The organism is Arthrobacter sp. Soil762, assembly GCF_001428335.1.
Taxonomy (GTDB): Bacteria; Actinomycetota; Actinomycetes; order Actinomycetales; family Micrococcaceae; genus Arthrobacter.
The window spans coordinates 119,370-142,074 of the sequence record NZ_LMSG01000018.1; the positions used below are offsets into that span (position 1 = coordinate 119,370).

Sequence of the window (22,705 nt, forward strand, 5' to 3'; positions counted from 1 at the left end):
TTCTCCCCCTTGAGTTCGGTGGAGAGTTGCTGCATGAGCAGGCACCAGCTATCGCCACCCCCTTCCGAGCGGCCTTCCGCCCAGCTGTCCCGTGCGCCTGCCTCGGCACACGCCGCGGGAGCCTGGCTGCCCGACCCCGCTGGTGCTGAGGTTCTCCTGGTCACCGGCTATGACTTTCTGCAGGGCGAAGTGGAGCGTATTGTGGCTGCCGCCGGCGGCCAGCTGCGGGTGGTGGCGGACGTGGCTGATGCCGCCAAGTACTGGGACGCCGCGGCCGCAGTATTGGTGGGGAGCGATGTCCGCGAGCTGCCGCCGCGGCGGCGGGCCCCTGCCGTGTTGGTGGGCCTGAACGGGGAGGGGGACAGTCTCTGGCACCTGGCCACAGCCCTCGGCGCGGAGCGGGTGGCGGTGCTTCCGGATGCCGCGGCCTGGCTGGCAGAGTACCTGAGCCGGTCGCGGTCACCCGAAGCGGGAGGACTCGTCCTCGGGATAACAGGGGGCTGCGGCGGTGCCGGTGCCACCACCGCGGCAATCTGGATCGCCCAGGCGGCAGCCGGGCTGGGTGTGCGCGTGTTGCTGGTTGATGGCGACCCGTGGGGTGGTGGCCTGGAACTGGCACTGGCGGCTGAGGAGACGCCGGGGCTGCGCTGGCCTGACCTGTCCGACGCGAGCGGAAGCATCGATCCCGAGCAGCTGGCTGACTCACTGCCGGTAGCCGGCGGGTTTTCCTTCCTGTCCTGGCCCGGCAGCGGCGACCGTCCGGCACCGGTGGATGCCGCCACCACAGGTGGCGTACTGGATGCGGCCCGGCGGGGCTATGAACTGGTGGTGGTGGACATCGGCCGGGGCGCCGAACCCGTGCGCATGTTTGCCTGGGACTGCGACCGCATCCTCGTGGTTGTGCCGGCGCAGCTGAAGGCCGCGGTAGCCACAGCCCGGCTGCTGCACGAACTTCCGCCGGTCGAGGCGGCCCTCCTCGTACGGGGCAAGGCCGGTGCCGCGCTGGACGCCGGACTGATTGCGGACGCCGTCGGGCTGCCCGTCCAGGGCCGCGTACCGGAGCTGCGCGGCGTTACGGCTGCCGGGGAAAACGGCAGGCTCCTTGACGTGGGCAAACGACGGAGTGTCAGGCATTTCGCCGCCTCAGTGCTCGATCTGCTGGACGGCGACATCCCTGTCGGAGACCTGCCGTGAGCGCGCAGCGGCCCGTCCCGCCCCCGTCGCCCCAGGACCAGCGGACGGGGGCACGCCGTCGGCAGGCCCGCGTCCTGGATCCGCGCTTCTTGGATTCGGCGCTGCTGGAAACCGTCCGTGAGTCAGTCATGGCCGACGCCGGACCTGTCACCCCGTCCCGGGTTGCCGCCGCCGTCCAGGCCACCGGCCGGCTGCTGGGGACTGCCGGCTCCCTTGCCGCCGTGGAACGGATCAGCGCCGAGCTGAACGGGCTCGGCCCACTCCAGGAACTGACGCGGGACGTGCACGTCACCGACATCTTCGTCAACGCCCCGGACTCGGTCTGGATCGACCGGGGTCAGGGCCTCGAACCGGCAGGGGTTTCGTTTTCCGGCGAGGCACAGGTGCGGGCCTTGGCATCGCGGCTGGTGGCCGCCGGCGGCAGGCGGCTGGACGACGGGTCCCCGTGCGTTGATGTCAGGCTTGAAGGCGGATACCGCGTCCACGCAGTCCTGCCGCCGATTTCCACCGCAGGCACCTTGCTGAGCGTCCGCATCCGGCGGGAGCAGGTCTTCTCCATGGACGAACTCCGTGCCGGCGGCATGTTCGGCAGCACGGTCCAGGAGGTCCTTGAACGGGTTGTTGAGCAGCGGCTGAGTTTCCTGATCAGCGGGGCCACGGGTTCCGGAAAGACCACGTTGCTGTCCACCCTGCTGGGGCTGTGCTCCCCGGCGGAACGGCTGGTCCTGATCGAGGACGCGTCCGAACTGAACCCCGTCCATCCGCACATTGTGTCGCTGGAGTCCCGTCACGGAAACCTCGAAGGCGGCGGCGAAGTGGATCTCGGCGAACTCGTCCGGCAGGCACTGCGGATGCGGCCGGACCGGCTGGTGGTGGGGGAATGCCGTGGGGCCGAGGTGCGGGAACTCCTGACCGCCATGAACACCGGCCACACGGGCGGGGGAGGGACCATCCATGCGAACGCTGCCACCGCTGTCCCGGCCCGCCTGACGGCTTTGGGAGCTCTGGCAGGCATGGGCCAGGACGCGGTCCGGCTGCAGGCAGCCAGCGCCTTGGACGTTGTGGTCCACGTAGAGCGGTCCGGCCACGGGCGGCATGTTGCCTGCGTGGGCGTGGTGCAGGACGGTCCCGACGGTCTAACCGTGGTTCCGGCGTTGGAGGCCAGACGCGGCCAGGTCGGCACCGGTCCAGCCTGGGAGGCGATGAGCAAGCGGCTGGGACTGTCCCTCGAGGCGGGTGCCGCCGTATGACACTTCTGCTGGCCGTGGTCCTCGTGCTGGCGGTCGTGCTGCTCTTCAGCCCGCCCGGCGGTGCCACAGGCCGTTTCCGGCGGGCCGTGGGGAGCACAGGACCAGGCTTCGCCTCTCGGGTTCAGGGCGGGGCCGGTGGCCCCAGGACGGGCGTCGCGTGGCGCAAGGTGCTCGGTAACCGACCGGAACGGAACGACCTGTCACTGACCCTTGTGGTGCAGCAGCTTGCTGCGCTGCTGAAGGGCGGCCGCACTCCGGCACGGCTATGGGATGAACTGTGGCTGGTCCACGCTGGCCGTCGGGAGCCAGATTCCGCAACTGCGGGCGCAGGTTCACGCGCATCGCAGGACCTTGGCGGAAGGGCGGAACCAATCCGCGGGTCAGCGGCAGGGCCCAGCGGTCCGAGCCTCAGCGCAGGTTCCCTGGTGATGCTTGGCGCCGTCCGGGCAGCAGCGTTCCGGGGCGCACCCGTGTCGGAGGCGATAAGGAAGGCTGCGCAATCGGAGTTTTCGCGCGCGGACAGCAGGGAGTTACGGATCTGGTGTGAGCTTGCCGCCTGCTTTGACATTGCCGAAGCCAGCGGCTGTCCACTGGCGGATGTCCTGGCGAGGTTTGCGGCACAGCTGGAGGTGGAGGACGATGCCGAGGCCGCACGGCAGACAGCGCTCGCCGGGCCCAAGGCCACGGTCGGTCTCCTGACGTGGCTCCCGCTGATGGGACTGGGCCTGGGAATAGCGTTGGGCGTGGATCCCTTGGCCATCCTGATAGGGACCCCGCTGGGACTGGCGGCGCTCGCAGCGGGTGTGGGCCTCACCATCGCCGGAAGAATCTGGTCCGCCCGCCTGGTCGGTGCTGCCGCCGGGGCCCGTGTGCCATGACGGACATCCTTGTGCCGGGGCTGGCCTTGGCCGTTGTCCTGGCTGCTGCCGCCTGCCTTGCCCTTTCGCAGCCAAGCCGGGTCCGAAAGCGGCTGCTCAGACTGCGAGGGGACGTGGGCGCCGGGCCGCATGGGGCCGATGAAGCACTCACTCAAGGCGGCCGCCTTCACGGATTGCGTGACACAGCCATGATGCTTGAGCTCGTGGCCGCGATGCTGGACGCGGGGTCTGGCATTGGCCGGTCCCTGGAACTCGTCGCGGCCTCGGCCTCCACGGACTACGGCAAGGCGCTGCGTCCGGTGGTGTCTGCGCTCGCCATCGGAGCCGACTGGGAAACAGCCTGGCGCAGTTCCGAAATCCGTCTTCCTGAAATCCTGGAATTGCGTGACGCCCTGGGATTCGCCGCCCTGACCGGAGCGCCGTCGTCGGCCATCCTTTACGCACAGGCCGCGAGGTTGCGCCGGGAAAGATTCCGCGCTGCGGAGAAACGGGCGGCCTCGCTCGGCGTGAAGCTGGTCATTCCGCTGGGCCTGTGCTCGCTCCCGGCCTTCATCTGCCTGGGCGTAGTCCCGGTCCTCCTGGCCCTGGTGCCGTCCGGGTCCTGACAGCGGGATTTGAGCTACGGTCCATTCCTCCACACCCCGTCCCGTCCTCCACAATCCGCTCAAAGCGGCGCTTATCCACTTACGGGATGTTTGCACTTACCGAGATCTGCGGAGCCGGGAAGAGTCGAAATCAGCCGGCAACTCGGCCGGAGCACAGAAGGGAAACCGTCACCATGACCATCATCCAAAACAGCCTTTCCGCCGCCCCTGCGCCGGAGCTCAGCGCGGGAGTTGCGGGTACCGCCGCATGGGACTCCGTGGTACTTGCCAATGCAGGACTGGACGCTTGTACCTGCCAACGGGAGGAGGCCCCAGAGGCCGTTGGTAACGTCGTGGAGCTTTACCCCGGTGCCAGCGAGGCGAAAAAGCGCCGGCCCCGGCTCACAGCTTCAGAGGCCGGAATGGCGACGGCCGAATACGCCATAGCCACCCTTGCCGCTGTTGGCTTCGCCGGACTTCTCGTCTTCATTCTCCGCAGCGACGAAGTGCGCGGATTCCTGTTGAACCTCATCCGCACGGCGCTGGCCTTGCCATGAGTCTGCCGCCGGCAGCGTTGCCACGGGCTGATGACCGGGGCAGCCGCTGTGGCCGCTGCCGGAACCAGGGTGTGGAAAGCCGCGTGGCTCTGGGACCGGCGGCCGCGTTCCGTCGCCGGTTCCGTCGCCGCCGCCGTGGTCCGGGGAACGCCCACGGCGCCGTGACGGCGGAGTTCGCGGTAGCGCTGCCGGCAGTTCTGTTGCTCCTCGCACTGCTCTTAGCGGGAGCCTCCGCGGGCGTCACGCAGCTCAGGCTCGAGGAGGCGGCGCGGGCCGGCGCCAGGGCGCTGGCCCGCGGCGAGGACGCGGCTTCAGTGCAGGGGATCGTCAGGACCTTGGCGGGGACGTCGGCAACGGCGTCCGTTGGGACTGAAGGTGAGTGGCTCAGCGTCACGGTGGCCGACGGGGTGGGCGGGCCGCTGGGGGCAACTGTGCCCTGGACACTCACGGCCAAGGCCACCACGCGGAGCGAAACGCCGGCTGCCGCGGCCAATCCGGGGTTGGAGCCGGGCGGGACCGCGGACGAGGCGCCGTTGTGAACAGGCAATTCCGGGACAACCCGGAGCGCGGTTCGGGAACAGTACTGGCGGCGGGACTGGCGCTGGTTGTCATCATGGCGATGGCCCTGATGTTGTTGTTCGCACAGTCCGCGGTGATGGCCAGCAGGGCAGCGGCAGCGGCGGACCTCGCTGCCCTTGCCGCGGCCGATGCCCTGCGCGGGATCACTTCGGGAGACCCCTGCACGGTGGCCGCCGAGGTAGCGGTCCGCCATGAGGCGGCACTCGTCAGCTGTACGGAAGGGGCCGGCCAGACCGTCAGGGTCCGAACAGAGCTGAATGCACGCACACTCGTTGGCGCCGCCACAGGTCAGTCGCGGGCCGGACCGCCGCCCTGAGCGGCTGTGGTGCTGAACGGCTCCGTGCTCGCCAGGAATTCCGCACTGCGGAGAGGCATTTCGCGCGCGTCTTTGAGGAGGACGTCGATGAGCGTGACGGCGGCAGCCTTGTCCAGCGGATTGTTCTTGTTCCCACATTTGGGGGACTGGACGCAGGACGGGCAGCCCGACTCGCATTCACACGCCTTGATGGCGTCGCGCGTCGCCGAGAGCCACACCTTTGCCTTGTCGAAGCCGCGTTCGGCAAAGCCGGCACCGCCGGGGTGCCCGTCGTACACAAAGATGGTGGGCACGCCGGTGTCGGCGTGGATTGCGGTGGATACTCCGCCGATGTCCCAGCGGTCGCTGGAGGCCACGAGCGGCAGCAGGCCGATCGCTGCGTGTTCGGCGGCGTGCAGGGCCCCCGGGAACTGCGCCTCGATGAGCCCGGCGCCCGTCAGCGAACGGTTCTCCACCACAAACCAGACGGCCTTCGTGAACAGGTCCCGGGCGCCCAGCTCCAGCGGCTCCTCGCCCAGGATTTCGTTTGAAATCAAGGCCTTGCGCTGAAAGGAAACCACCTGTGTTGTCACTTTCACATCGCCGAAGTGGACGGCGATATCGCCCCAGTGCTCGGTCCGGAGTGTTTCGAGCACTTCGATCTGGGTCACGTCCCGGGCCGTTGTGTAGTAGTCGGGGTTGGCGCGCCGGACCACCACGCAGTGGTCGTCTTCGTTCAGGTCCTCCACCACATAGCTGTCGCCCTGGTGCACATAGATGGCACCTGTGTGCGCCTGGTAGTGCGTCTGGGGCGAATCCATGGTCCCGAGCAAGGAACCGGTGTCGGCATCAACGATGCTCACCGGCCCGCCGCCGTCGGCGCGGAGGTTCACCATGGCCGCAGCGCTCTGGGAGTGCGTCCAGAACCAGCCCGCCGGCCGGCGGCGCAAATAGCCCTGCGCCACAAGCTGCCCCAACAACTTCTCTGCGGTGCCGCCGAACAGGCCCAGCTCAGCCACGCCCAGCGGAAGCTCCGCGGCGGCGGCACAAAGATGGGGACCCAGCACGTACGGATTGGAGGGATCAAAGACGGTCGCCTCCACCGACACGTCGAAAATCGCCTCGGGATGGTTCACCAGGTAGGTGTCGAGTGGATCATCGCTGGCCACAAACGCGGCAATGGCATCCTGGCCCGCGCGCCCTGCCCGGCCGATCTGCTGGAACAGCGATGCCCTGGTGCCTGGCCAGCCCGCCACCAGGACGGCATCCAGCCCGGAAATGTCGATCCCCAGTTCAAGGGCGGATGTGCTGGAGACACCCAGGAGTTCGCCGGAGCGGAGGGCCTTTTCCAGGGCCCGGCGTTCCTCCGGAAGGTACCCGGAGCGGTAGGCGGCCACGCGTTGGGGAAGACTGGGATCCACCTCGTCCAGAAGGCGCTTGGTGATCGAAGCGATCGTCTCCGCACCGCGGCGGGACTTGATGAAAGCGATGGTCCGGATCCGGGACGAAACCAGGTTCGCCAGCAGATCGGCCGTTTCAGCAACGGCGGTGCGGCGTTCCCTGGCGCCGTTCTCGCCCTTGAGGTCGGTCAGGGCAGGCTCCCAGAAAGCCACCGTAGTGGAACCGTGCGGCGAGCAGTCCTCGGCAACGGCCCGGACCGGCGCCCCGATCAGGCGGCCGAAGGAGGTGCCTGGCTCAGATGCCGTGGCAGAGGCGGCGATGAACACCGGACCGGGGTGGGTGGTCCCGGCACCGTAGTACGCGCAGATGCGGCGCAGCCGGCGCATGAGGTTGGCCACGTGCGAGCCGAACACCCCGCGGTAGCTGTGGGCCTCATCCACGATCACGTACCGCAGCCGCCGGAAGAAGCTGGCCCACCAGGCATGATTGGGAAGGATGCCGAAGTGGAGCATGTCCGGATTCGCCAGGATGAAGTTGGCATGGTCCCGGATCCACCGGCGGGACGCGGGGTCGGTATCGCCGTCGTACGTCTCGGCCCGTACGGTGGGCAGATCCAGGGAACGGATGGCTGCGAGCTGGTCGGCAGCGAGTGCCTTTGTGGGGGAGAGATAGAGCGTCACGGCGCCGTCGTCGTGGATCTTTCCCGGTTCGGACAGGACGCGCAGTTCGGAGCGGTGGATGGCGTCAAGCGCCGGCAGCTGGTAGGCCAGGGACTTACCGGAGGCGGTGCCGGTGGCGATCACCACGTGCTCGCCGCCGTGGGCCAGATTGGCGGCCTTGATCTGGTGCCGGTACGGCTCGTGGATGCCCAGGGAGCCGTAAGCGGCCACCAGATCCGGATGTGCCCACGCCGGCCACGGTTCATGGACCGCCTGCCGGGCAGGGATGGTGCGGACATGACGCAGCTGTTCCGGGTCCGGGCCTCGGCCCAGCAAGGGAATCAGGGAGTCATGGGGGTTCACCCCAACATTCTTTCACCCGGGGAAAAATCACCCCACGGAGAGGTCGGCACCCTCATCGGACGTGGACAACATCAGTACGCGGCAAACAGTTGACCAGCCCAGGTGGGAATAGAGCTTCTGGCCGTCGATCGAGGCCAGCAGCAGGCCGTTCTCCACATACGGTCCGATGGCCTGCGCCGCAAGGGCCTTCATGATGAAGCTGCCCAGGCCGCGGCGCTGGAACGCTGGTTGGACCACAATCTTGTCGAACACTGCAGTCTCGCCCACCACAAAAACCCTGCCGCTCGCCGCTACCGTGTCACTCGAGCGGACCACCGCGTGGTGGACGCCGTCGAGCTGGGAGGTGACCAGGTTCAAATCATCGTCGGAGAGCCACGGATCTTCCGTATCCTGCGTGGCCATGTCCACAATCATCATGGCTTGCGATGCGGACGTGACGTTCAGCCCGTGTTTTTGGGCCAGTGCACTGAAGCGGGCAACGTCATTAGTGAGGATGGTCAGGACCCTGGCCGGGGCCTCGGCGGTCTTCGCGGCCAGGGCAGCGAACTCGTCAGCGGAGGGGTCATGGGCGAAGTATTCCCACTCCCCGGTGGTGTCGGCCCGCAGTGCAGCGGGGAAGCGGCCCTCAACAGAGGTCTGGTAACCGCGGCAGCCGGCCCAGCCAGCTACCCAGACTTCAAGAAGGCGTGTGATGTCTCCAACCAAGGCGTCCGGACTCATGTCATGAGAGTATTCCAGCCCCGACACAAGCAACAGGGGTAGGCTGCCCCCGATGTGACTTGCTTATGCAATCGTGACAGGACAAGGCTGACCGAATGCCCGCCGCCAAGGAACTGTCCAAGAGCACCTTTCCGCTGCCCCTGCTGGTCTGTGTCGCCTTAATGGTGGCCATGGTCGGCGGCGCAAGATACTGGGAGAAGGCCACGGGTGTGGGCTACTTGCTCTGGCTTGCCGGCGGGCTCGTCCCGCTGGTGGCCGGCGCCCTGATCTACCGGAATTCGAAGCGCCCGCTGGACTTTCCGGGATCACGCTTCGAGCCCGCAGGAGTGCGCCGGCCGGGATTCGGTGGGCTTCTCACCGCGCTGGTCCTGTTTGTTGTGCCGCGCCTCGTTGGTGACGGTGCGGCAGAACTCGCCCTCAACAATGGCGCTGATGCTTTCGCGGCCGCTGTGACGGCAACCGCGGTGCCCTTCGCCGTCGTCGTTCTGGGCTACCGGGCGGCTGAAACCGCCCTGAACAGGCGCGACGCCGCCATCGCAGCGGGCCAACCTTAGCCCCGGCCACCAGGCGGGTCCGGTGCCCGGCAACCCAGTACCCTTAAATACGTGGCTTTGAACCGAATTGTGCTCTTTTACGGCTTTACCCCCATCGCTGATCCGGACGCGGTGCGGCTCTGGCAGCGTGCCCTGTGCGAAAAACTCGGGCTGACCGGACGCATCCTCCTTTCCAAGGACGGCATCAACGCCACGGTGGGCGGCGAGATCGGCGCCGTCAAGCAGTATGTGAAGACCACACGCGAATACAAGGGTTTCCACGGCATCGACGTGAAATGGTCCGACGGCGGCGCGGAGGACTTCCCGCGGCTGAGCGTTAAGGTCCGGGACGAGATCGTCTCCTTCGGCGCGCCCGGCGAACTCAAAGTGGATGAGCACGGCGTGGTGGGCGGCGGCACCCACCTGAAGCCCGAAGAACTCCACGAACTGGTGGAAGCCACGAAACAGGCCGGCGAGGACGTGGTGTTCTTCGACGGCCGCAACGCCTTCGAGGCCCAGATCGGCAAGTTCAAGGACGCGATCGTCCCTGACGTGGCCACCACCCACGATTTCATCAAGGAGCTCGACTCCGGCAAGTACGACGCCCTCAAGGACAAACCGGTGGTTACCTATTGCACCGGCGGCATCCGCTGCGAGGTGCTCTCCAGCCTGATGGTGAACCGCGGCTTCAAGCAGGTGTACCAGCTCGACGGCGGCATCGTCCGCTACGGCGAAACGTTCAAGGACCAGGGCCTCTGGGAAGGCTCGCTCTACGTGTTCGACAAGCGCATGCACCTGGAATTCAGTGAGGACGCCAAGACCATCGGTGAGTGCGTACGCTGTGCCGCGCCCACCAGCAAATTCGAGAACTGCTCCAACCCGAGCTGCCGCACGCTGACGCTGTACTGCGCGGAGTGTGCCGCCAGCCCGGAGACGCTGCGCTGCCCCGAAGGCTGCGCGGCCTGAGCTGCGTGGCCTGAACGGCGCGGCCGGGTCAGAGCCGGCAGGCAGAAAAGTTCAGAGCCGGGCCAGCCGGTAGGCGAAATTGGCGGGGGACGGCGCTTCGACCTGGAAATGCAGCACCGTTTCCTTGGACAGGTAGATCACGCTTTCGCGCCGCGATCCGCAGCGCAGGCTGAGGTCCACCATGGTGAATTCGTCATTGCGGACTTTGAATTCGACGCGCCGCTGGCTCCGGCACACCAGCACCAGGACGTAGGTTCCGGTGGGGAGGGGCGCCGTCGCCTCCGTTCGGATTTCCTCGGCGCGCAACAGGCCGAATGTCCTATGCGCCACCTGCAGGCCGGGCCCCACCTGGGACTCCGTCAGCCAGGCCTCCATTTCAGCCGCGCTGACGGGATCGTTCCGCCACAACTCAGCGCGTGGCCCCGGCTCGGTCACCTCCGGCGCGGCCGGGGCCTCGGCGGGACGCCACCCTTCGTTGTACGTGTATTCACATCCGGCGAGCGCAGTTCCGACCACCAGGGCGCCCGCCGTCCAGAGCACGACGGCGGCCCTGACCCGGGTGCGCACGGAGACTGACCGGGACGGGCAAGTGCCCGGACGAAGTACCGCCCTGCGGGGCGGCGGCGCCCCCTGCGTTGCGGGCATACTCCGACTCTATGCCCGGCACGGACCCCAATCCAGAGCCTCGGGGAAGTGAGGGGAGTGCCGGTCAGGGGGAGGGCGCCAGCGTAGCGGTCACCTGTTCGGCGGTCACCTGCACGGTGGATTCGAAGGGACTAACCCGCGGTTGCCAGCTGGTAGGCGTAGATCAGCGGTGCGTCGACGCTGGAGGCGCTGAGCTGCAGCGGCCCGGATTCCGGGAGTGTGATCTTGATGGACTCCCGCGCGCCGTAGCAGGCGGCCCCGAGGTCGGCGAGTTCCTTGCCGCCGGACCGTACTGCGAGGAAGGCCTTGCCGCCGCCTTCGCAGACGAGTGTCAGCGTGTACTTGCCTGCCGGCACGTTCTCCGTATGGTCAATGGGTTGGGCATTGAGAATCTTGCCGGAGTCCTCGGCAACAATGCCGCTGGCCGACGGCATCGCCGTGGCTTTCCAGGCCGGCACATCGGCGTTCTCCACCGAAAGCTGCTGCGCGCAGGCAGTGAGGCCCAGGAGGACAGCTGCTGCAGCCACAGTGGAGAGGGCACGCGGCATGGAGGAAGGAAACGGAACCATGCTTCCAACTTACCCGGCTCCATCTGTGCTCCGTGATTCAGGCCCTTGACCTTGACGCTACGTCAACATTTATCGTTGAACCATCAGCGGAACAGAACGTCCGGACCATCATGCAAACAGAGCAGGAAGGAGGAACACATGGACTGGTCCATCCAGGACATCGCCCGGATCGCAGGGACCACCAGCAGGACGCTGCGGCACTATGACGACATCGGCCTGCTCAAGCCCAGCCGCACCGGCCACAACGGTTACCGCTACTACAACCAGGCGGCGCTGGTGCAGCTCCAGCGCATCCTGCTCCTGCGCGGGCTGGGGCTGGGCCTGCCGGTGATCAGCCGGGTGCTCGAAGACGAAACGGACGCCGCCCAGGCTCTCACCGGGCATCTCGAATGGCTCAAGCAGGAACAGGACAGGCTGGCGCGGCAGATCGCGTCGGTCACACAAACCATCGAAGCAGTGAAAGGAGGGGGCGAAATCATGGCGGAAGACATGTTCAACGGTTTCGACCACACGCAGTACAAGGGCGAAGTGGAGGAACGCTGGGGCAAGGACGCCTACGCGAAGGGGGATTCGTGGTGGCGCGGCATGAGTGCCGACGAGAAGGCGGCGTGGAAGCAGCGCTCGCAGCAGCTGGGAGAGGACTGGATCGCCGCCGCCACGGCGGGTATCGCTCCCGACAGTGCGGAGGCCCAGGACATCGCCAGGCGGCACATCGAATGGCTGACCGGCATCCCGGGCACCCCGGCGTCGGACGTCACAGGCAAGGGTGACGGGAAGAGCGGCACCGGCAAGGGTGACGTCCAGGCGTACGTCACCGGGCTCGGTGAAATGTACGTTGCGGACGCCCGATTCGCCAAGAACTACGGCGGTGCGGAGGGTGCCGGCTTCGTCCGGGATGCGCTGAAGATCTACGCGGCGGAGAACCTAGCCCGTCAGGAGGAAGCCGGCCCGCCAATAGACTTGGGCGGTGACTGATTCCACGCTTTTCCTGGCCGGCAACACCCCCGATGCCCCGCGCAGCGACCTCCCCGAACTGCTGACGGCGCTCGCCGCGGACCTGCGCCGGGTGGACTACACGCTCGACGGCGTGGCGGGGCTGCTGGGCGAGTCAGCCTACCGCGCGCTGAACCGGGACCAGATCATCCCGGCGCTGCTGGCCACCGAAAGCGCCGTTCAGATTGATGCGGCAGGGGGTGAGGCTGCGCACGGTGAGAAGACGACGGCGGCGCTCGCCGCCGTCGTGCGTCTCTGGCTCCTGGCGGAACCGCAGACGCGGGAAACGCTCGACGCCGCCCTGCCGGGAATCCGAGCCGACGGCCTGGTGGAGCTGGGGCTGCTCGAGCCCGTGCCCGGCCCAGAGCTGGCCGGCCCTGAGCTGCCCGGCGCCGATCAGCCGGCGCAGGACTTGCTGCAGGCGAAAGCGGATCTGCGGCCGTACGGCTGGGACTCAAATGAGGACGGCAGCGGCGGCGCCGAGCTCTGGGTGGCCAGCGACCTCGCCGCGCACCAGCAGGCCGGCATGCTGCGGCACGACCATGTGCTGGGGATCGGGCAGGCGTCCACCACGCTGGTGCAGACCACCGTCCGCCGCCACGTCGCCAAGGCCCTGGACCTGGGCACGGGCTGCGGCATCCAGTCCTTCCATCTCCTGCACCATGCCGAGCATGTGACGGCAACGGACATCTCGGAGCGGGCGCTGGCCTTCACCCGGTTTAACCTCCTCCTTAATGCCGAGGCCCTGCACCTGGACCCGGACAGGCTGGAGGACCGGGTCAGCCTTCGGCTGGGGTCTCTCCTGGAGCCGGTGGCGGGGGAGGAATTCGAGCTGGTGGTGTCCAACCCGCCGTTCGTCATCACCCCGCGGACCTTGGACGAAGCCGCGTCCGGGCAGTTCACCTACCGTGACGGCGGGCTGCCCGGGGACGACATCGTCGCTTCGCTGGTGGCCGCCCTGCCCTCAGTCCTCGCGCCGGCCGGAACAGCCCAGCTTTTGGGCAATTGGGAAGTCACCGCGGGGACGCAGTGGTCGGACCGGCCGCAAAGCTGGGCCGGTCCGGACGTGGACGCCTGGTTCATCCAGCGCGAGCAGGTGGGCCCGGAGCAGTACGCCGAAACGTGGCTGCAGGACGCGTCCGAATCCCGCGACCGGAAGCATTACCGGGACGCCTACGCCGCCTACCTGGCGGACTTCGCTTCCCGGAACGTGGAGGGCATAGGCTTCGGCATGATCTGGCTGCGCCGGCCGACGGCGGGACGACCCGCCGCCTCCATCAGCCGTTTCGAGGAAATCACGTACCCCATTGAGCAGCCCATCGGGCCTCACCTGGGCGCCGCCGTCGAGCGTTCCGACTGGCTGGCCGCCAACAGCCTGGCGGACGCGCACCTGCTCGTGGCGGACGACGTCACCGAGGAGCGCCATCAGCGCCCCGGCGCCGAGCACCCCGGCGTGATCCTGCTGCGTCAGGGTGCGGGCCTGCGCCGGACCAATCTGCTCAGCACCGAACTCGCCGGATTTGTCTCCGCGTGCGACGGTGACCTCTCCGTCGGTCAGATCATCGGAGCCCTTGCGGCGCTGCTCGGCGGGAGCCTTGCCGGGGAGGACGGGTTCGACGGCGACGCGTTCCGGACCAGGCTGCTCGACGACGTCGCGAACCTGGTCAGCGACGGTTTCCTGGTTCCTTCCGAGCCTGCTGAATAGCGGTTTGGCCAGCCCCGGAACACCCCAAATCGGGGTCCCGGGCGGGTCTCATGAACCAGTGGGTTTTCCACATGAATGCGCACTATTGTCCAAAATATGGTGAACTAGGCCAATATGGGCTCATCTGCCCGAGCAACCTTTTTCTGTAGGAGCACCGTGCCAAGCAAGGCCAAAACAGGCAAGAAACTCGTGATTGTGGAGTCTCCGGCCAAGAGCAAGACCATCGCCAAGTACCTCGGCGAGGGCTTCATCGTAGAGGCCTCCATTGGTCACATCCGCGACCTGCCGCAGCCGTCTGAGCTTCCTGCAGAACTGAAGAAAACCTCGGTGGGCAAGTTCGCCGTCGACATCGAAAACGACTTCAAACCCTATTACGTGGTGTCCGCGGACAAGCGGAAAAAGGTCACCGAGCTGAAGGCCGCGCTCAAAGATGCCGACGCTCTCTATCTCGCAACCGATGGGGACCGCGAGGGCGAGGCCATCGCGTGGCACCTGCTGGAAGTGCTCAAGCCCAAGGTCCCCGTGTACCGGATGACGTTCGGCGAAATCACCAAGGAAGCCATCCACCGCGCCATGGACAACCTGCGCGATGTTGATACGGCACTGGTGGACGCGCAGGAAACCCGCCGCGTCCTGGACCGTCTCTACGGCTACGAGATTTCCCCCGTACTGTGGCGCAAGGTGGCCCGCGGCCTGTCCGCCGGGCGCGTGCAGTCCGTGGTTACCCGCATGGTGGTGGACCGTGAACGCGAACGCATGGCCTTCAAGGCCGCCTCGTACTGGGACCTGACGGGCCAGTTCGGCGCCGGTTCCGGTTCGTTCAAGGCCAAGCTCGCTGCCGTTGACGGCGCCAAGGTGGCCAGCGGCCGCGACTTCAACGACGACGGCGTCCTCACCTCGCGCAATGCGGCGCACCTCAACGAGGAACTCGCCACCTCACTGGCCGCCGGTCTCCAGGACGCGGACTTCCGCGTCCGGTCCGTGGACACCAAGCCGTACACGCGCCGGCCTGCCGCGCCGTTCACCACGTCCACGCTGCAGCAGGAGGCTGGCCGCAAGCTCCGCTTCTCCTCCAAGAGCACCATGCAGGTGGCCCAGCGGCTGTACGAAAACGGCTACATCACCTATATGCGTACCGACTCCTCGGCGCTGAGCGACGAAGCCGTCACGGCCGCCCGCCGCCAGGCCTCCGAGCTGTACGGCCCGGAGTACATCCCGGCGTCGCCCCGCGTGTACACCAGCAAGGCCGCAAATGCGCAGGAAGCCCACGAGGCCATCCGCCCCGCCGGTGACTCCTTCCGCACGCCGGCGCAGGTGGCCAAGCAGCTCTCCGGTGACGAGTTCCGCCTGTACGAACTGATCTGGAAGCGCACCGTCGCCTCCCAGATGGGTGACGCCAAGGGCTCGACGGCGACCATCCGCCTGGGTGCCGTGGCCACCGATGGCCGGGACGCTGAGTTCTCCGCCTCCGGTACCGTCATCACGTTCCCGGGCTTCCTGGCCGCCTATGAAGAAGGCAAGGACGAAAGCCGCGGGGACGACGACTCCGACGAAGCCCGGCGGCTGCCGAACGTGGCCAAGGACGATGCCCTCACGGCGTCGGACATTGTGGCTGTGGGCCACGAGACATCGCCGCCGCCGCGCTTCACCGAAGCGTCGCTGACGGCCGAGCTGGAAAAGAAGGGCATCGGCCGCCCGTCTACCTATGCCTCCACTATTTCCACCATCCAGGACCGCGGCTACGTCCGGAAGCAGGGTTCCGCGCTGGTCCCCAGCTGGATCGCCTTCTCGGTGATCCGCCTGCTTGAGCAGCACTTCACGGACTATGTGGACTACGAGTTCACGGCGGACATGGAAGGCGACCTGGACAAGATCGCCAACGGCCAGGCGGTTGGGTCCGCATGGCTCAAGCACTTCTACTACGGTGAAGATTCCGATCCGGGCCTGCTCAGCATCGTGAACAACCTGGGCGAGATCGATGCCCGGGAAATCAACTCCATTCCCATCACGGATGAGATCACGCTGCGGGTGGGCAAGTTCGGTCCGTACCTGGAAAGCTCCGCTGCCACGGTGGACGCCAAGACCGGCGAAATCGTGGAGAACTCCCGCGCCAACGTCCCCGAGGACCTGGCGCCCGACGAACTGACGGCGGCGAAGGCCATCGAACTGATGGAAACAGCTGCGCCGGAAGAACGCGTACTGGGCGACGACCCCCACACCGGGCACAGCGTTGTCGCCAAGAACGGCCGCTACGGCGCGTACGTCACCGAAGTCATCCCGGAGATGACCGAGGAACAGCTGGCCAACCAGCCCGTGGAGTACTACAAGAACGGCAAGCCGAAGCCGCCGAAGAAGCCCGTCAAGGCCAAGCCGCGCACCGGTTCGCTGTTCGCATCCATGACCGTGGATTCTGTGACCCTGGACGAAGCGCTGCAGCTGATGAGCCTGCCCCGCGCCCTGGGTGAGGACGCCGAAGGCAACCTCATCACCGTGCAGAACGGTCGCTTCGGCCCGTACCTGAAGAAGGGCACGGACTCCCGCTCCATCGGCACCGAAGAGGAAATCTTCAGCATCACGCTGGAGCAGGCGCTGGAGATCTACTCGCAGCCCAAGCAGCGCGGCGCCCGAGCCGCGGTGGCGCCGCTGGCCGAGTTCGGACCGGACCCGGTTTCCGAGAAGAACATCGTGGTAAAGGAAGGCCGCTTCGGCCCGTACATCACCGACGGCATCACCAACATCACCGTCCCGCGGTCCACGTCCCTGGAGGAACTGACCCGCGAACAGGCCATTGAACTCCTCGCCGAGAAGCGGGCCAAGGGTCCGGTCAAGCGCGCCACAACGGCCCGCAAGGCCCCGGCAAAAAAGAAGGCTCCCGCCAAGAAGTAAGTACGGCCGGAATTGCGCCGGGCTCTCCAACGTGGTCGAGTAGATACATGACTGAACAGCCCGGCACAGCCGATCTCACGCCGCTCAACGACCTCGAAGAGAAGCTCGCCCTCGGCGGCCAGCCCGATGGCAGCCCGGTGGACGTCATCCTGTCCTTCCTCAACAGCGAGGTCTACGTCATCAGCACCGACGGCATCGAAGGGGAGGATTCGCAGGTGGAGCCGCTGGTATTGGCGAACGCCGACGGCGAGCCCGTCCTTGCGGTGTTCTCGCACCCCAGCCGCGTTGACGAGCAGTATCTTGAGGCGGCCCCGAACGTCCTGGGGACCCAGGGTGCAGCCATCATCGCCAACATTGGCGAGGAATTGGGCATGGTGATCAACCCCGGCGCTGCGTACGGGTTTGAGATCAACCCGGAGGGCGTCGCCAACATCAAGCGCGACTTCAAGCGGGCGGATGAGCTTCCCGACGGCGCACCCGAGGACGCCTCCGCAAACTGACATCTTTAGTGCAGGTTGTGAGTGAGGGCCCGGGCGGGGGAATAATGGCAGGATGCGGCTAGGCGTCCTTGATATCGGGTCAAACACTGTCCACCTTCTCCTGGTGGATGCCCACCCTGGCGCGCGTCCGGTGCCTTTCGCGTCGCACAAACGGCCCATATCCCTGGTCCAATACCTGGATACCGACGGCAACATCACCGACGAAGGGCAGCACGAGCTGACCGAATTCGTCCTTGAAGCCTGGGAGTTTGCCGCCAGGCACAAAGCGGACGACCTGCTGGCTTTCTGTACGTCTGCCATCCGTGAAGCCACTAACGGCCCTGCCGTGCTGGCCCGGGTCAAGCACGAAACCACTGTCACCCTGCAGGAACTGACCGGCAGCGAAGAAGCCTCCATGACCTTCTTCGCCGTCCGCCGCTGGTACGGCTGGGGTGCGGGACCGATCCTGAACCTGGACATCGGCGGCGGCTCCTTCGAAATGGCCTTCGGGCAGGACGAACTGCCCGAAGTGGCCACTTCGGTGCCGCTGGGCGCCAGCCGCCTGACCCGCGACTGGCTGGCTGAGGACCCGCCTTCCGCCAAGAGCGTCAAAGAGCTGCGCCGCTACATCCGGGCCACCCTCGCCCCGGCAGTCAGGCAGTTCGACGGCTTGGGCCGCGCCAACGTTGTGGCTGGAACCTCCAAGACCTTCCGGTCGCTCGCCAGGGTCGCCGGAGCAGCCCCCAGCGCCGCAGGGCCGTACGTGAAGCGCACACTTAACGCCACGGATCTGGGCGTCTGGGCGCAGCGCATTTCAGCCATGAAGTCCGAGGACCGGCTCTTTCTGCCGGGCGTGTCAGAGGCCCGCGCGCACCAGCTACTCGCCGGAGCCCTGGTAGCCGAGGCCGCCTTGGAAATGTTCAAGTTCAAGAAGATCAGGATCTGCCCGTGGGCGCTGCGTGAAGGGCTGATCCTGCGCCGGCTCGACCAGCTGGTCTTCGCCGGCCCGCTGGATCCGGCCCCGCATATCGCGGAGCCCGCCGCGGCACGGCAGGCGATCGGGGCTTCACCCGCCTGAGGCCCGGGCTGGCCTAGGGCGCAGACACCGGGGCCGCCTGGCTCATGAGTGGCTCATCAGCAAGAGCTCCGGACGGCGTGCGGCCCAGGGCCGCACAGCTTCCACGGCGGCGCCAACGGCGAAGACCGTGGCGTCGTCGAACGGGTGGCCCACAATCTGCACCCCGGTGGGGATGCCACAGTCTGCCAATCCGCTCGGTACGGCCAGCACCGGGCAGCGGTTGGCGATATTGAACGGCGCCGTCATGTGGCCCTGCCAGTAATGTTCCAAATGCACCTCGCCGGCTTCAATGCCGTCAAGGTACATGCCGTCAGCGTCGAGCGCGGCAATGGCAGAGGTCGGGCAGATCAAGGCATCGAAGCCAGCCATCGCAGCGGCCAGTTCAGCCTGGAGGCGCGTCTCCGCCCTAATGCCGTCGACGAAGCGGTTTTCTTCTGCAGCTTTGCGAGCGTCCGCCATGAAGCGTCGGGTGTAGGCAGCAAGCAGCTCCGGTGCGTCTGCGGTGTCATCGTCCATGGCCGGGCCCAGGAGGTAACCAAAATGCGTGAACATCGTCGCGCTGATATCTGCGGTGGTCCAGGGCAGTTCGATCTCTTCAACCACAGCTCCGGCTGCGCGCAGGGCGGAGGCCACGGCGCGGGTGTTGGCCTCTATGTCCGCGGCCACGGGGTAGTTCCCCAGCCGGATGCACAGCGCGATGCGCATGCCGGGCACTGCCGAGGTAGCGTCGGCAGCCGGAGGGCAGGACAGTCCCGGACCGCCGGCGAGGGAAGTATGGTCCCCGGGATGCCGGCCGGACATGACGTTCGCCAGCAAGGCAGTGTCCGCGACCGTCCGCGCCATCGGGCCGTCGCCGCGGTAGTGGTCGGCAGAGAGCGGGGCCAGACCGGGAATCCTCCCATATGGTGCTTTGTAGCCGACGGTTCCTGTGAACGACGCCGGCAGCCGGGTTGAGCCGGCGATGTCGGAGGCGGTGGCGAGCGGCGTGAGTCCGGCGGCCAGGGCCGCACCCGAGCCGCCCGAGGAGCCACCCGGGGAAAACCGCTGGTTCCACGGGTTGCGGGTGACACCCCACAGCGGACTGTGGGTGACCGTGGCACAGCTGTATTCCGGCGTGGTGGTGCGCATGTGGATGATTCCGCCCGCCCGGCGGATCCGATCGATGACGGGATGGTCCGCCTGCGCAAGCTCGCCCTTACGGGCCACCAGTCCCTGCGAGAGGGTGAGTCCCTTGATCCCGTGCTTTTCTTTTGCGGCGACCGGCAGCCCCAGCAGTGGCGTCAGGTCCCGGCCCCGCGCGTATGTCGCGGCCGCCTGACGTGCGGCGGGCAGCGCTTCTTCGAAGAGGGTTTCTGTCAGGGCGTTGATCTGGTCGTTGACGGCTTCCGTCCTCGCGATCACCGCGTCCAGGAGCTCCACGGGCGAGAGCTCCCTGGCGCGGAAGAGCCGCAAGGCTGTGGCGGCGTCGAGGTAGTGCAGTTCGGTCATGCCAGCGCCTCCGCCGGCAGCGGGAAGGACTCTGCGAGGGCCCCGTGTGTGAGCTCTCGGGCCACGCCGGTGAGCATGTCCACACCGACAACCATGTCGGCGTCGGTGGTGAATTCGCGTTCGCAGTGCGAGACGCCATCCACGCTGGGGATGAACAGCATCACGGACGGTGCCACCGTGTTCATGGCAACGGAATCGTGCCCGGCCATGGTCTGGATCCGCCGCACGGAGAGCCCCAGATCAGCCGCCACTTTGTCCGCGAGTTCCAGGCCGGCCTCGGGAAAGTGGCGGATGGGGCGGATATCGAAGTCCTTGATGTTGACCTTGATGTCATGCTCGCGCGCCAGCACATCGATGTCCTCGATGAGCTTGGCGCGTGCTGCCTTGACGATGTCCGGATCGCCAGAGCGGAGGTCCGCCACGAGGTGCACCCGGCGCGCCACCACGATGGGTGAGTTCGGCTCCAGCGTCAGCTGTCCCACGGACGAGACGAGGGCCTCGTCCGCGAAGTCCTTCGTGACATCGTGCACCATAAGGATGATCTTGGACGCTGCAACAAGGGCGTCGTGGCGGTCGGCCATGGCGGTGGCGCCGGTGTGTGACTGTTCTCCAAGCACCTCGATGTCCAGCTTCTGGGTGTACCAGCTGCTGTCAACCAGGCCGATCGAGATCCCTTCGCGCTCCAGGATCCGGCCTTGCTCGATATGGATCTCCGCGTAGCCGGCAACCTCGGGCCCCTCGGCCGTGCCGAGGTACCCGATGCCGTCCAGCGCCTCACGGACCGTGACCCCCTGCAGGTCCGCCACATCCAACATCTGTTTCCGCTGCAGGAGTCCCGCAAACACCGAACTTCCCATGATGCTCGGCGCGAACCGGCCGCCCTCCTCATTGAACCAGTTCACCACCGCCAGGTTGAACCGCGGCGCGGCCCCGCCCTCCGCAACCTCGGCATCCAGATGCCGGGCCGCGTGCAGGGCGGCGACGACGCCGTAGGCGCCGTCGAACCGGCCGCCGAGCGGCTGGCTGTCGAGGTGGGATCCGATCAGCACATAGGGCGCCCCCGGCGTCCACTCCAGCAGCCCGAACATGTTGCCGATCCCGTCCACCCGGAGTTCCCATCCGGCGTCGCGCACCCACCCGGCGAACCAGTGGCGTGTCTGCGCATCCTCCGCCGTGGCTGCCTGGCGGTCGACGCCATTGTTGGAGGTGGCGCCGATGGTGGCCACATGGTGGAAGTCTTGGAGGAAAACTGCTGAGTTCATGGGAAGTCCTTTGTATGTTGCGGTGGCGAGGAGCAGGCGGCGGGCTTAGCCCATGCGGCCGCGCGTTTCGGGAACCTTGGTGAACAGCACCAGAAGGAGCACGACGGCGGCAGCGGCGGCCATGTAGAAGCCGGGGGCGTGCGGCACTCCGGTGCCGCCGACGAGGGCCGTGCCGATGAACGGTGCCGTGCCGCCGAAGAGCGCGTAGGCGCCGTTGTAGCTGATCGCCGCCGAGGTGAAGCGCGTCCGGGTCGTGAAGATTTCGACGAAGAACGTGTAGCAGCCGCCGCCGTAGATGCACAGCGCCACCACGAAGACCGCCTGTCCCAGGAGGGCGAGCGGAAGGCTGCCGCTGGTCACGAGCATAAAGCTCGGCACCGAAAGCAGGGCCAGCGCGGCGGACCCTGCAATGAGCATCGGTTTGCGGCCGAAGCGGTCCCCGATCCGGCCACCGATGGGAAGCAGGACGGCGTAAAGGGCAAGGGCGGCGGCGTTGACCAGGAGGGACTGCTCACGGCTCAAGTGGCCCGTGGTCTGCACGTAGGACACGAAATAGGCCGAGAGGAAATAGAAGCCCATCGCGGTGAGACCCATGACGAAAATGACCTGCACCATGCGGAGCCTGTTTTCGCGGAAAGCCTCGCGGACCGGGCTGAATTCCTTGGTCCGGGACGCCTTGGCCTCGTTGAACGCATCGCTTTCCACCGTGCGGCTGCGGATCCAGACACCGAAGAGGGCCAGCGGCAGTGCCAGCAGGAACGGCAGCCGCCAGCCCCATGCCATGAAGGATTCGTTGGGCATCGATTGGCTGAGAATCAGGATCATCGACCCGGCAACCACCGAGGGCAGCGCGGTGGCGGCGATGGTGATGTTGAGCCAGAACCCGCGGCTTTCGACGGGCGCATGCTCGAAGACGAACGATGGCGCTCCCACGGACTCGCCACCCGCGGAGAAGCCCTGGACTAGGCGGCAAAGGACCAGCAGGACAGGTGCCCAGGCGCCGATCTGGCCGTATGTAGGGAGCAGCCCCATCAGCGCGGTTGCGCCGCCGATGGCGATGAGGGTGATGGTCAGGACGCGGCGGCGGCCGATCCGGTCACCGAGAGCTCCGAAGAACAGCCCGCCGATGGGACGGACCACGAAGGCGACGCCGAAGGTGGCGAAGGTGGCGAGCATGGCGGTGACGGGATTGCTGCCCGGGAAGAACAGCTGCGAGAAGATGACGGCGGTGAGGCCGTAAAGGGTGAAGTCGTAGAACTCGATGAACTGGCCGATGCTGCCGCCGGCCAGGACCCGCTTCTGCATCTTGGTGATGCGGGGGGTTCCGGACCGGGAAGCGTCCCGGTCCGGGGTCGTCGTCGGGGTGGTCCCGGGGACCGGTGACTGGTCCTTGAGGTCGTTGATCGTCATGACAGCCACGCTAGTTTCGCGGTGTTTCCGATGTCCCCTGCGGTGTTACGGGCCCGGGAAATGAAATCTGCTGATGTTGCCGCGGTGTTGCCGGCAGGCCACGGTCCGGACATACGTCGGACACTTTGGGCGTGAATCGGAACCATTGAATCTCCTTTGATCAACATGGTTGTCGCGCTTCGGGACTCGGCCAAGGGCCGTCTTTGAGCGG

General features: G+C 66.9%; 21 protein-coding genes. 14 read left to right on the forward strand and 7 right to left on the reverse strand.

Going from position 1 to position 22,705, the window contains the following annotated elements:
- Positions 1 to 33: 33 nt before the first annotated feature.
- The 7 genes from ssd to ASG77_RS13230 all read left to right on the forward strand — a co-directional run bounded on the left by ssd (position 34) and on the right by ASG77_RS13230 (position 5,358).
- A complete protein-coding gene (gene ssd / locus ASG77_RS13200; protein ID WP_082576031.1) occupies positions 34 to 1,194 on the forward strand; it encodes a septum site-determining protein Ssd in 1,161 nt (386 codons plus the stop codon).
- Complete coding sequence (locus ASG77_RS13205; protein ID WP_082576032.1) at positions 1,191 to 2,444, forward strand: TadA family conjugal transfer-associated ATPase; 1,254 nt, start codon at positions 1,191 to 1,193, stop codon at positions 2,442 to 2,444. Before ssd ends, ASG77_RS13205 begins: the two co-directional genes overlap by 4 nt.
- A complete protein-coding gene (locus ASG77_RS13210; RefSeq protein WP_056346202.1) occupies positions 2,441 to 3,322 on the forward strand; it encodes a type II secretion system F family protein in 882 nt (293 codons plus the stop codon). The genes ASG77_RS13205 and ASG77_RS13210 overlap by 4 nt, the downstream gene beginning before the upstream one ends.
- On the forward strand, positions 3,319 to 3,927 hold the full coding sequence (locus ASG77_RS13215) for a type II secretion system F family protein (protein ID WP_056346203.1): 609 nt from the start codon (positions 3,319 to 3,321) through the stop codon (positions 3,925 to 3,927). The genes ASG77_RS13210 and ASG77_RS13215 overlap by 4 nt, the downstream gene beginning before the upstream one ends.
- Positions 3,928 to 4,100: 173 nt before the next feature.
- Positions 4,101 to 4,463: a DUF4244 domain-containing protein gene (locus tag ASG77_RS13220; protein ID WP_156380318.1), complete on the forward strand. Its 363-nt coding sequence runs from the start codon at positions 4,101 to 4,103 to the stop codon at positions 4,461 to 4,463.
- 89 nt (positions 4,464 to 4,552) lie between these two features.
- Positions 4,553 to 5,002, forward strand: coding sequence for a TadE family type IV pilus minor pilin (locus ASG77_RS13225; RefSeq protein WP_442854247.1), 450 nt, complete (start codon positions 4,553 to 4,555; stop codon positions 5,000 to 5,002).
- Positions 4,999 to 5,358 (forward strand): Rv3654c family TadE-like protein, encoded by a 360-nt coding sequence (locus tag ASG77_RS13230; protein ID WP_082576034.1) that lies wholly within the window; start codon positions 4,999 to 5,001, stop codon positions 5,356 to 5,358. Before ASG77_RS13225 ends, ASG77_RS13230 begins: the two co-directional genes overlap by 4 nt.
- Here the strand turns inward: ASG77_RS13230 and ASG77_RS13235 are convergent.
- Together ASG77_RS13235 and ASG77_RS13240 are read right to left on the reverse strand one after the other, a co-directional pair.
- The gene (locus ASG77_RS13235; RefSeq protein WP_235564536.1) at positions 5,331 to 7,760 is read right to left on the reverse strand and encodes a DEAD/DEAH box helicase; all 2,430 of its coding nucleotides are present in this window, start codon (positions 7,758 to 7,760) and stop codon (positions 5,331 to 5,333) included. The genes ASG77_RS13230 and ASG77_RS13235 overlap by 28 nt on opposite strands.
- A 27-nt stretch (positions 7,761 to 7,787) precedes the next feature.
- Positions 7,788 to 8,480, reverse strand: a complete 693-nt coding sequence (locus ASG77_RS13240) for a GNAT family N-acetyltransferase (protein ID WP_056346207.1) — start codon at positions 8,478 to 8,480, stop codon at positions 7,788 to 7,790.
- Positions 8,481 to 8,575: 95 nt separating this feature from the next.
- On the opposite strand from ASG77_RS13240, the gene ASG77_RS13245 reads away from it, so the two are divergent.
- Together ASG77_RS13245 and trhO are read left to right on the forward strand one after the other, a co-directional pair.
- Positions 8,576 to 9,034, forward strand: a complete 459-nt coding sequence (locus ASG77_RS13245; RefSeq protein ID WP_056346210.1) for a hypothetical protein — start codon at positions 8,576 to 8,578, stop codon at positions 9,032 to 9,034.
- A gap of 51 nt (positions 9,035 to 9,085) precedes the next feature.
- Positions 9,086 to 9,979 (forward strand): oxygen-dependent tRNA uridine(34) hydroxylase TrhO, encoded by an 894-nt coding sequence (gene trhO / locus ASG77_RS13250; RefSeq protein ID WP_056346211.1) that lies wholly within the window; start codon positions 9,086 to 9,088, stop codon positions 9,977 to 9,979.
- A gap of 51 nt (positions 9,980 to 10,030) precedes the next feature.
- Here the strand turns inward: trhO and ASG77_RS13255 are convergent, their stop codons facing one another.
- Both ASG77_RS13255 and ASG77_RS13260 read right to left on the reverse strand, forming a co-directional pair.
- Positions 10,031 to 10,624, reverse strand: a complete 594-nt coding sequence (locus tag ASG77_RS13255) for a hypothetical protein (RefSeq protein ID WP_056346213.1) — start codon at positions 10,622 to 10,624, stop codon at positions 10,031 to 10,033.
- A gap of 131 nt (positions 10,625 to 10,755) precedes the next feature.
- Positions 10,756 to 11,193 carry a hypothetical protein gene (locus tag ASG77_RS13260; RefSeq protein WP_056346215.1) on the reverse strand — a complete coding sequence of 146 codons (438 nt, stop codon included), beginning with the start codon at positions 11,191 to 11,193 and terminating at the stop codon, positions 10,756 to 10,758.
- 138 nt (positions 11,194 to 11,331) lie between these two features.
- Between ASG77_RS13260 and ASG77_RS13265 the strand changes: the two genes are divergently transcribed.
- The 5 genes from ASG77_RS13265 to ASG77_RS13285 all read left to right on the forward strand — a co-directional run bounded on the left by ASG77_RS13265 (position 11,332) and on the right by ASG77_RS13285 (position 18,334).
- Positions 11,332 to 12,168, forward strand: a complete 837-nt coding sequence (locus tag ASG77_RS13265) for a MerR family transcriptional regulator (RefSeq protein ID WP_056346217.1) — start codon at positions 11,332 to 11,334, stop codon at positions 12,166 to 12,168.
- Positions 12,161 to 13,891, forward strand: coding sequence for a DUF7059 domain-containing protein (locus tag ASG77_RS13270; protein ID WP_056346219.1), 1,731 nt, complete (start codon positions 12,161 to 12,163; stop codon positions 13,889 to 13,891). The genes ASG77_RS13265 and ASG77_RS13270 overlap by 8 nt, the downstream gene beginning before the upstream one ends.
- A 156-nt stretch (positions 13,892 to 14,047) precedes the next feature.
- Positions 14,048 to 16,777, forward strand: a complete 2,730-nt coding sequence (gene topA, locus ASG77_RS13275) for a type I DNA topoisomerase (protein ID WP_056346221.1) — start codon at positions 14,048 to 14,050, stop codon at positions 16,775 to 16,777.
- A 47-nt stretch (positions 16,778 to 16,824) separates the two neighbouring features.
- Positions 16,825 to 17,277, forward strand: a complete 453-nt coding sequence (locus tag ASG77_RS13280) for an SseB family protein (protein ID WP_056346223.1) — start codon at positions 16,825 to 16,827, stop codon at positions 17,275 to 17,277.
- 52 nt (positions 17,278 to 17,329) lie between these two features.
- A complete protein-coding gene (locus tag ASG77_RS13285; RefSeq protein ID WP_056346226.1) occupies positions 17,330 to 18,334 on the forward strand; it encodes a Ppx/GppA phosphatase family protein in 1,005 nt (334 codons plus the stop codon).
- 42 nt (positions 18,335 to 18,376) lie between these two features.
- On the opposite strand, the gene ASG77_RS13290 is transcribed toward ASG77_RS13285, so the two are convergent.
- From ASG77_RS13290 to ASG77_RS13300, 3 genes are read right to left on the reverse strand one after another with little or no spacing between them, the layout of a single operon-like run.
- Positions 18,377 to 19,822: an amidase gene (locus ASG77_RS13290; RefSeq protein ID WP_056346227.1), complete on the reverse strand. Its 1,446-nt coding sequence runs from the start codon at positions 19,820 to 19,822 to the stop codon at positions 18,377 to 18,379.
- On the reverse strand, positions 19,819 to 21,084 hold the full coding sequence (locus ASG77_RS13295; protein WP_056346229.1) for a M20 family metallo-hydrolase: 1,266 nt from the start codon (positions 21,082 to 21,084) through the stop codon (positions 19,819 to 19,821). The genes ASG77_RS13290 and ASG77_RS13295 overlap by 4 nt, the downstream gene beginning before the upstream one ends.
- 45 nt (positions 21,085 to 21,129) lie before the next feature.
- On the reverse strand, positions 21,130 to 22,494 hold the full coding sequence (locus ASG77_RS13300; RefSeq protein ID WP_082576035.1) for an MFS transporter: 1,365 nt from the start codon (positions 22,492 to 22,494) through the stop codon (positions 21,130 to 21,132).
- Positions 22,495 to 22,705: the final 211 nt, after the last annotated feature.